This window comes from Phytopseudomonas straminea (assembly GCF_900112645.1).
Classification (GTDB): Bacteria; Pseudomonadota; Gammaproteobacteria; order Pseudomonadales; family Pseudomonadaceae; genus Aquipseudomonas; species Aquipseudomonas straminea.
Window position 1 is genome coordinate 165,322 of the sequence record NZ_FOMO01000009.1, and the last position, 8,378, is coordinate 173,699.

Below are 8,378 nucleotides of genomic sequence, written 5' to 3' on the forward strand. Positions count from 1 at the left end.
TGCGCTGCTGCGCAGCTGGTCCCCGCGGTGGGCGATCAGTACGGTATGGAACATGTTCGTGTCCTCGACGTAGGGTGGGAAACCGCGAAGCGTTTTCCACCAGCTGTTCGTGGGTGGATGGCTTCGGCCATCCACTCTGCGGGTTCAGTTCTTGGTGGCTTGCTGGCTGGCGATAAAGGCGCGCCAACCGCCGAAGCTGGTGATGTCGCGGGCATCACCGAGCGCCCAGGGCTCGCAGATGAAGCCCTTCACGCTGCGCCCGTCGGCCAGGGTCAGGTTGCCGATGCCCAGCGGCGCGGGAATCTCGGCGACGAACTCGCCAAAGCGCGCTAGGGGGATGTCCCACAGCTCGACGATGATCGAGCTGCCATCGGTGCTGCGCGCCAGGCCCGGCTTCGGCGGCACGGTGCCGGCCAGGGCGTAGAGGCGGTAGTCGGGCGAGGTAAGGGTCTGCTCGACCAGCACCGCGTCGCGGGTGGCCAGTTGGAAGTTCAGCGGCATGCCGGTCAGGTGCGCACCGACCACCGCGACCCGTACGCTGCCAGCCGGTATCGCCGTGGCAGCGGTTTGCGGCGGCAGGGCACGGCCGGTGGCGCCCAGTGGCAGCTCCAGGCTGGCCTGCCAGCGTTTGCCGAAGGCCGCCAGGGCGCGGTCATGCCAGGCCGGGGCGAGCAGGGTGATGCCGGCGGGCAGGCCGTCGTCGCGCAGGCCGGCCGGCAGCGCCAGAGCGGACAGGTCGGCGAGGTTGGTGAAGTTGGTGTAGGTGCCGAACTGGCTGTTGAACAGCACCGGCTCCTGCTGCATTTCGGCGAGGCTGCGAATGGTCGGCGAGGTCGGCACCACCAGGGCATCGAAGCCGGCCAGCGCGTCGTTGATGGCGCGGCTCAGTTCGGCGCGCAGGTACTCGGCCTTGTAGGCGTCGCAGGCGCTGTACTGGTGGCCGTTTTCGACGATGCCGCGCACCACCGGGTCGATATGCGCCGGGTCGACGCCTTCCACGGCAACCGTGCGCTCGGCGACCCAGGGGCCGTAATAGAGCTGCTCGGCCAACTGGCGGAACGGGCCGAAGTCGATGGTCTTGAGCGTCACGCCAAGGCTTTTCAGCTGCTCCAGCGCCTGCTCGAAAACCGCCTGGGTCTGGGTATCGCCAAAGAATTCCAGGCTGTCCGGTACGGCGAAGGTCGGTGCGGCCTGCATGCCGACCGGTGCGCTGTTGGGGTTTTGCCGTGAGTAGGCGTCGGCACTGTCGTAGCCACCAGCGATGCCCGCCACGGTTTCGGCATCGCCCACCGTGAGGGCGAAGATCGAGATGCAGTCGACGGTGCGGCACGCCGGCACCAGGCCGGTGTTGGGCAGCCAGCCCTTGGTCGGCTTGAGCCCGACGATATTGTTGAAGCCCGCCGGCACACGGCCCGAGCCAGCGGTATCGGTGCCCAGAGAGAACGGCACCAGGCCGCGTGCGACCACGCTGGCCGAACCGGAACTGGAGCCGCCGCTGACGTAATCGGCATTGAAGCTGTTGACCACGGCGCCATGGGGCGAGCGGGTGCCGACCAGGCCGGTGGCGAACTGGTCGAGGTTGGTCTTGCCGATCAGGATGGCGCCGGCAGCGCGCAGGCGGCCAACCACCGTGGCGTCGGCTTCAGCCTGGTAGGCGAACTCCGGGCAGGCGGCAGTGGTAGCCCAGCCTGCAGCGTCGATGTTGTCCTTGATGGCGAAGGGCACGCCGTACAGTGGCAGCTTGCTCTGCTGGCCTTCGGCCTGGTCGAGCAGCGCCTGCAGCTGGCTCAGCTGGGCATCGAGCTGCGCTACGGTGGCGAGGCTGATCCAGGCGTTGTCGGCCGTATCGAGGGCCGCCAGCAGACCGTGCAGCAACTCGGCGGGTTGGGCGGCGTCACGGTAAGCCTGTTGCCAGTCGGCAAGGGTGAAGGCGAAAGAGGCGTGGGACATGCACTGAGATTCCATCTTGTATCCAAGTTGAAATCTCTAGAGCAATAGCGGTGCCAGTTTTTAACGAACTGATTTATATGGATTTTATTTTTATCAGGCTGTTTTTTAAGCTGTTTCTGCACCTTGTCGGAGCTTGGTGGAGCCTTTTGGTGCGACGTTCGTTGGAGGCAGCTACGCAGGCTTTGAGAAAGTCCAGAATCTGTAGGAGCGGGCCATGCCCGCGAAAATCGAGAGGCGATCAGCGATAGCAATGGAATGTCCGCGATCGCTTCGCGGGCATGGACTAGGCGTCCCCGCCCGCTCCCACAATGTTTTTGTACCAGCCAACCTCAGTGCTGACTTATAACCCCTGCAACAACTCCCGGTAATCGCCCACCGCGGCGAACTCCTCGGTGTCCTTCACGCCCTTGCGGCTATCGGGTTCGTACACTGCCAGCAGGTGTTTCACGCCGAAGCGCCCGGCGCTGCGCAGGATCGGCAGGTTGTCGTCGATAAACAGGCTGCGCGCCGGCTCGAACGTCAGGTCCTGCTGCAGGGCCGCCCAGAACTGCTGGTCTTCCTTGGGAAAGCCATAGTCGTGGGAGCTGATCATGCGGTCGAAGTAGGGCGCCAGTTCGATGCGTTCCATCTTCAGGGACAGGGAGTCGCGGTGGGCGTTGGTGATCATCACCACCTGTTTGCCGGCCTGGCGGATGGCGGCGAGAAAGGTGTCGGCGTCCGGGCGCAGGGCGATCAGGTCGGCGACCTCGCGCTTGAGGTCCTTGATCGACAGCTTCAGCTCGCGGCTCCAGAAGTCCGTGCAGTACCAGTTCAGCTGGCCGGCGTGCTCGGTGAACAGCGGCTGCAATTCGGCATCGGCCAGGGCGCGGCTGATGCCGTGGTGCTCGGCGTAGCGCTGCGGCAGGTGCTCGAGCCAGAAGTGGTTGTCGAAGTGCAGGTCCAGCAGGGTGCCGTCCATGTCCAGCAGGACGGTGTCGATGTCGGACCAGGGCAGGTTCATGGCGAGGCAACTCTCCAGGTGGTAAATGGCGGTACGCTGCCTGCAGGTCGTCAAATGCTACGGCGAGGACGCAGACAATCAGGGCAGGCACGGTATGATAACCGTTCCGGTCAGCCCAACAGCAGGACTCACCCATGCGTCAGAAGCCCACCGTCATCGCCCGCGAGATCGTCGCCAGCAGCCGCCTGTTCCGTGTCGAGGAGATCCAGTTGCGCTTCAGCAACGGCGCCGAGCGCACCTATGAGCGGCTGGTCGGGCGCGGCACCGGCCATGGCGCGGTGATGATCGTGGCGATGGCCGATGACGAGCACGTGCTGTTGGTCGAGGAATACTGCGGCGGCACCGGCGAGTACGAGCTGTCGCTGCCCAAGGGCCTGATCGAACCGGACGAAGACGTGCTCGATGCCGCCAATCGCGAATTGCAGGAAGAGGCCGGCTTCGGCGCCCGCCGCCTCGAGCACCTGACCGAGCTGAGTCTGTCGCCGGGCTACATGAGCCAGAAGATCCAGGTGGTGCTGGCCCGTGATCTTTATCCACAGAGCCTGCCCGGCGACGAGCCCGAGCCGCTGCGGGTCGACAAGGTCAGCCTGCGCGAACTGTCCGCGCTGATTCAGCATCCACAGTTCAGCGAGGGTCGCGCCCTGGCGGCCCTGTACCTGGTGCGCGACCTCCTGGAGCAACGTGGGGAACTGAGCCGATGAATCATCCGTTATTGCCCGGTGTGCTGGATCTGGTGCAGCGCGCCGGTGAGGCCATCCTGCCGTTCTGGCGTCAGGGCGTGGATGTGATCGAGAAAGCCGATGCCTCGCCGGTCACCGCCGCCGACCTGGCCGCCCACGGCATCCTGGCCGAGGGCCTGCTGGCGCTGGAACCGAGCATTCCCGTGTTGTCCGAGGAAGATGCCGATATCGCCCTGGGCGAGCGGGCCGGCTGGTCGCGTTGGTGGTTGGTCGACCCGCTGGACGGCACCAAGGAATTTATCGCCGACAGCGAGGAATTCACCGTCAACGTGGCGTTGATCGAGCAAGGTGAAGTGGTCTTCGGCGTGGTCGGCATTCCCGCCACGGGCGTGATCTATCACGGCGGCCGCGCGTTCGGCGCCTGGCGGATCGAGCCGGGCAAGCAGCCCCAGGCGATCACCATGCGTGAGGCGCCAGTCACTGGCCTGACCGTGGTCGCCAGCCGCCGCCATGGCAGCGCCCTCCAGGAACAGCTGCTGGCCGCGCTGTTGGCTCGTTTCGGCGAGATCGAGCGGGTCAGCGTCGGCAGTTCACTGAAGTTCTGCCAACTGGCCGAGGGCAGCGCCGACTTCTACCCACGCCTGGCACCCACCTCGCAGTGGGACACCGCTGCGGCGCAGGGCGTGCTGGAAGGCGCAGGCGGCGTGGTGCTGACGCTGCAGGGCGGGCCGCTGCGCTACGAAGCCCGCGAGTCGTTGCTCAACCCGTTCTTCCTGGCGTTGCCGGCGGATGCCGAGTGGCGTGGGCTGATCGTGGAAGAGGCAAAGGCGCTGGGTTAGCGACAGATCGTTAACCAGATGATCCGGCTTTTGCTGGGCTCGCCTTTGCGAGCGTTCGCGGGCATGGCCCGCTCCCACAAGTTTGGCTTCGACTGTCAGTCCAGCATGTCGCTGTAGCGATCATCCTTTTTATACACCAGCGGCTGGGCGAAGCCCGGCACCTTGATCTGCGCGTCATCGATGGCGATTTCGGTGTCGTCGATCAGGTCGTTGCCGAAGTTGTAGATGACCTCCAGCTGGCCCTTGGTCGCCTGCTCGTCGTAGGCCTGGGCGTTGGCGCGGGTCTGCTCGCGGCGCTGCTGGTAGGCGCTGAACGCCGACTCGCCGTGGCGCTTGCGCAGCATGCGCTCGACCACATGGGGGGCCAGCACCACGGCGCTGGCATTGTTGCCGCCAAAGCCCTTGGAGTTGATGAAGCACACGTCCATGCGCTGGTCATGGCGGTCGACGTTGCTGATGCTCAGATGCTGCTGGTGTACGTCGCTGGCCACTTCATCTATGGTCTTGATGCCGGGGATGATGCCGTACTTGAAGGTGCCCAGGGCGGAGATCACCTGGTCGCCACTGGCGGTGGCCAGGGAGTGGCCGACGAAGGCTTTTACCGCCGCGACCGGCCAGCTGTCGATGGCGAAGGCGGCGGCAACGCGGTCCAGCAGTTCGGATTCGGTGACCCGGTTGGCCGGGGTGCTGGAGCCGTGGGCATGCACGAAGCTGCGCTGGCGCACGGCGTCGATACCGACCAGCTGAGTGGCAGCGGCGACTGCCTTGGCGACGGTCAGGTAATTGCCCGGGCCTGGCGCGGAAATGGATTTCTTGAAGCCGTCGGCGTTGATGAACACGTCGGTGGCGGCGCCATGGATATCGGCGCCCAGCTGCAGGGCCAACTCATCGTCCATCAGCACCACGAACTGACAGGCCTCGGACAGGGTGAAGCCACAGTTCTCGCCGAACGGCCGGCTGGCGCGGCGGAAGTCGACGTCGTCCTTGCCTTCGATAAGGCGCAGGCCATCTTCGGTGGCCAGGGCGCCCATGGCGCCGTAGCCCTCGATACACTCGGCGTTGATCGGTGCTTCACTGTTGCCGACGATCACCACGCGGGCTTTGCCGGCGTTGATCTGCTCGATGCCCTTCTGCAGGTTGTACAGGAAGGTCGCGCAAGCACCGGTTACGCTGCCGGTGGTGCCGACGCTGCCCAGCACGTAGGCGTTGATGAAGTCGGCCGGCATGGTGTTCAGGCCCAGGGCCAGCTGCTTGGAGCTGACGCGGTGGCCCTTGAGGCGCGACTGCATGAGGCCGCCGAAACCGTTCTCGTCGAGCTGGCTCATGATACTGCCGGCGAACACGGCGATCTCGTCAGGCGCCACGTGGTCGACGATGGTCTGCCATGGCACGCCGGTGGCACGCAGGGCGTCGGTCACGCCGACCACGGCCATCTGCAGGCCACGGGGGTGGAAGCGCGAGTTGTACAGCTCGCCAGGCTCGAAGCCGGTGGGCAACTGGCCGGCGGATTTCACCGGCAGGGCGCGGTAGCTGTCGACCTTGAATTCGCAGCTGTCATGCAGAGTGACGCGCACGTCATTGCCGCCCAGTTCTTCGACCGACCAATTGGCCGGCAGCGGCTCGGGCAGCTGCTTGCGGCTGCTGACGAAGGTCAGGCTGCCGGCTTCGCCACCCACCGCGATGCTCTTGTGCCAGTGGGCGGCATCGGGATCCAGGTGCTGCTTTTCGATGCGGCGCACCAGGGTCGAGGCAAGAATCTGCGTGCCGTAGCGGCGCTCGATGTCGGCGGGCGACAGGGCTTCGCCGTCCTGGCTCTGGTAACGGCCATCCACCACGCGCACCAGCTTGGTCATTACCGCGAGGCCAGTAAGGGTTTCCTGACGTGCCTGTTCGTCCAGCGATTCGATCACCGTACGGCGGAAACCGTGGTGGAAGGAGCTGCGGCCAGCGGCGTTATAGCCACCGAAACCGACGATCACAGGCAAACGAGACTTCACGCGGACACTCCTTAAACTATTCAGATCGGCACGCAAGACAGGCGCGTACCGGGTCAGCGGGTCGAGCGCGGCGCGCTTTCTTATCAAGAAGAAGGCGCCATGATGACTTTTCAGGTGCCTATGCTGACGCGATTCATGACCCGCAAGTCACGACTGGATACAAGGTTACCCGTTATCGCGGGCGGCGGCACGACCCACATGTACGCGGTCCTCAACGAAGAAGCCCGACGCTAGGCCGGGCTTCCTTTTCTATCGCGTGGAACAGCCTGTACAACGGCTTACGAGCTAGAGCCCTGCTTCAATGCCGCAGGGCGCAGCAACCATCAGTTCATACCCAGCCAGTTCGGCAGCGCCAGGGAAATGAACGGCACGTACGTCACCAGGATCAGGAATGCCAGCATCACCAGCAGCCACGGCGATACGGCGCGCACCGTGCGGGTCAGCGGCATGCCGGTGACCGCCGAGGTGACGAACAGGTTGAGCCCGGTCGGCGGCGTGATCAGACCGATTTCCATGTTCACCACCATGATGATGCCCAGGTGGATCGGGTCGATACCCAGCTGCATGGCGATCGGGAACAGGATCGGCGCCAGGATCAGGATGATCGCCGACGGCTCCATGAAGGTGCCGGCGATCAGCAGCACGATGTTCACCACGATCAGGAACTCGATCGGGCTGAAGCCCTGATCCACTACCCAGGCGGTGATCGACTGCGGGATCTGCTCGGTGGTCAGCACATGGGCGAACAGCATGGCGTTGGCGATGATGAACATCAGCACCACGCTGAGCTTGCCGGCCTCGATGAACACCTTCGGGCATTCGCGAACGGTCATGTCCTTGTAGATGAAGATCGCCACGAAAGCAGCGTACACCGCGGCCACCGCGGCGGCTTCGGTCGGCGTGAACATGCCCGAGTAGATGCCGCCGAGGATGATCACGATCAGCGCCAGGCCCCAGCCGGCCTTGCGCCCAGCCGTGAGGATCTCGGCCATCGAGGCGCGTGGCAGCGACGGCATGTTCTTGACCCGGGCGATGATGTAGATGGTGACCATCAGGAACACGCCCAAGAGCAGCCCCGGCACCACACCGGCCATGAACAGCTTGCCCACCGAGGTTTCGGTCGCAGTGGCGTAGACCACCATGACGATCGACGGCGGAATCAGGATGCCCAGGGTACCGGCGTTACAGACGATGCCGGCGGCGAACTCCTTCTTGTAGCCCGAGCGCACCATGCCGGCGATGACGATGGAGCCGACCGCTGCCACGGTGGCCGGCGACGAGCCGCTCAGCGCGGCGAACAGCATGCACGCCAGGATCGCGGCGATGGCCAGGCCACCCTTGATGTGGCCGACGCAGGCGTTGGCGAAATCGATCAACCGACGGGCCACGCCGCCGCTGGTCATGAATGCGCCGGACAAGAGGAAGAACGGGATGGCCAGCAGCGTGTAGTGCTCGCTGGTCTCGAACAGCTTGATCGCCAGCGAACGCACCGAGTCGTTGCTGAAGAACAGGATGGTCATGGCCCCGGACAAGCCCAGGGAAATCGCCACCGGAATGCCGATGAACATCAGCGCGAACAGGGCGATGAACAGAAATGCGATGGTCATCGTTTAGCCTCCGTTTCTTCGGCGAGTTTGATGGCGTCTTCCACTTCGCCGTGACCACCAAAACCAATCTGCTTGTCCTGGATCACCCGGACCAGCACCTGGGCGAAACGCAGGAACATCAGGGTGAAGCCGATGGGCACGATCATCACGATGTGCCACTGCTGCACGCCAAAGCGATCCAGATCCTCGGCACCGGTGCCGAGCGTGAACAGCAGCGCGACCCACTGCTCGCTGGAGTAGGCCATCAGCGCGCAGTAACCGAGGCAGATGAGCAGCGCGACGATGGCCACGGCCTTCTGCAGGGC

Annotated in this window: 7 protein-coding genes; 2 read left to right on the forward strand and 5 right to left on the reverse strand. The window is 64.7% G+C overall.

Features of this window, described 5'->3' with window-relative positions:
- Positions 1 to 144 precede the first annotated feature (144 nt).
- Both atzF and yrfG read right to left on the reverse strand, forming a co-directional pair.
- Entirely contained in the window at positions 145 to 1,950 is a 1,806-nt protein-coding gene (gene atzF, locus BM279_RS19495) for an allophanate hydrolase (protein WP_244154192.1), read from the reverse strand.
- A gap of 340 nt (positions 1,951 to 2,290) precedes the next feature.
- Positions 2,291 to 2,950, reverse strand: a complete 660-nt coding sequence (gene yrfG / locus BM279_RS19500; protein ID WP_093506489.1) for a GMP/IMP nucleotidase — start codon at positions 2,948 to 2,950, stop codon at positions 2,291 to 2,293.
- Between the two features lie 134 nt (positions 2,951 to 3,084).
- On the opposite strand from yrfG, the gene nudE reads away from it, so the two are divergent.
- Together nudE and cysQ are read left to right on the forward strand one after the other, a co-directional pair.
- On the forward strand, positions 3,085 to 3,651 hold the full coding sequence (nudE, locus tag BM279_RS19505) for an ADP compounds hydrolase NudE (RefSeq protein ID WP_093506491.1): 567 nt from the start codon (positions 3,085 to 3,087) through the stop codon (positions 3,649 to 3,651).
- Positions 3,648 to 4,469, forward strand: a complete 822-nt coding sequence (gene cysQ / locus BM279_RS19510; protein ID WP_093506493.1) for a 3'(2'),5'-bisphosphate nucleotidase CysQ — start codon at positions 3,648 to 3,650, stop codon at positions 4,467 to 4,469. Before nudE ends, cysQ begins: the two co-directional genes overlap by 4 nt.
- Positions 4,470 to 4,564: 95 nt before the next feature.
- Here cysQ and BM279_RS19515 read toward each other — a convergent pair whose 3' ends face one another.
- The 3 genes from BM279_RS19515 to BM279_RS19525 form a co-directional block, all read right to left on the reverse strand.
- Positions 4,565 to 6,466: a beta-ketoacyl synthase gene (locus BM279_RS19515; protein WP_093506495.1), complete on the reverse strand. Its 1,902-nt coding sequence runs from the start codon at positions 6,464 to 6,466 to the stop codon at positions 4,565 to 4,567.
- A 323-nt stretch (positions 6,467 to 6,789) separates the two neighbouring features.
- Positions 6,790 to 8,073: a C4-dicarboxylate TRAP transporter large permease protein DctM gene (gene dctM, locus BM279_RS19520; protein ID WP_093506497.1), complete on the reverse strand. Its 1,284-nt coding sequence runs from the start codon at positions 8,071 to 8,073 to the stop codon at positions 6,790 to 6,792.
- Positions 8,070 to 8,378, reverse strand: a 309-nt coding sequence (locus BM279_RS19525; RefSeq protein ID WP_143103626.1) for a TRAP transporter small permease, incomplete at its 5' end; no start/stop codon positions are given. The genes dctM and BM279_RS19525, both read right to left, overlap by 4 nt.

Coding starts and splice junctions, on each gene's coding strand:
- nudE (WP_093506491.1), top strand. CDS start 3,085: ATGCGTCAGAAGCCCACCGTCATCGCCCGCGAGATCGTCGCCAGCAGC.
- dctM (WP_093506497.1), bottom strand. CDS start 8,073: ATGACCATCGCATTTCTGTTCATCGCCCTGTTCGCGCTGATGTTCATC.
- cysQ (WP_093506493.1), top strand. CDS start 3,648: ATGAATCATCCGTTATTGCCCGGTGTGCTGGATCTGGTGCAGCGCGCC.
- yrfG (WP_093506489.1), bottom strand. CDS start 2,950: ATGAACCTGCCCTGGTCCGACATCGACACCGTCCTGCTGGACATGGAC.
- atzF (WP_244154192.1), bottom strand. CDS start 1,950: ATGTCCCACGCCTCTTTCGCCTTCACCCTTGCCGACTGGCAACAGGCT.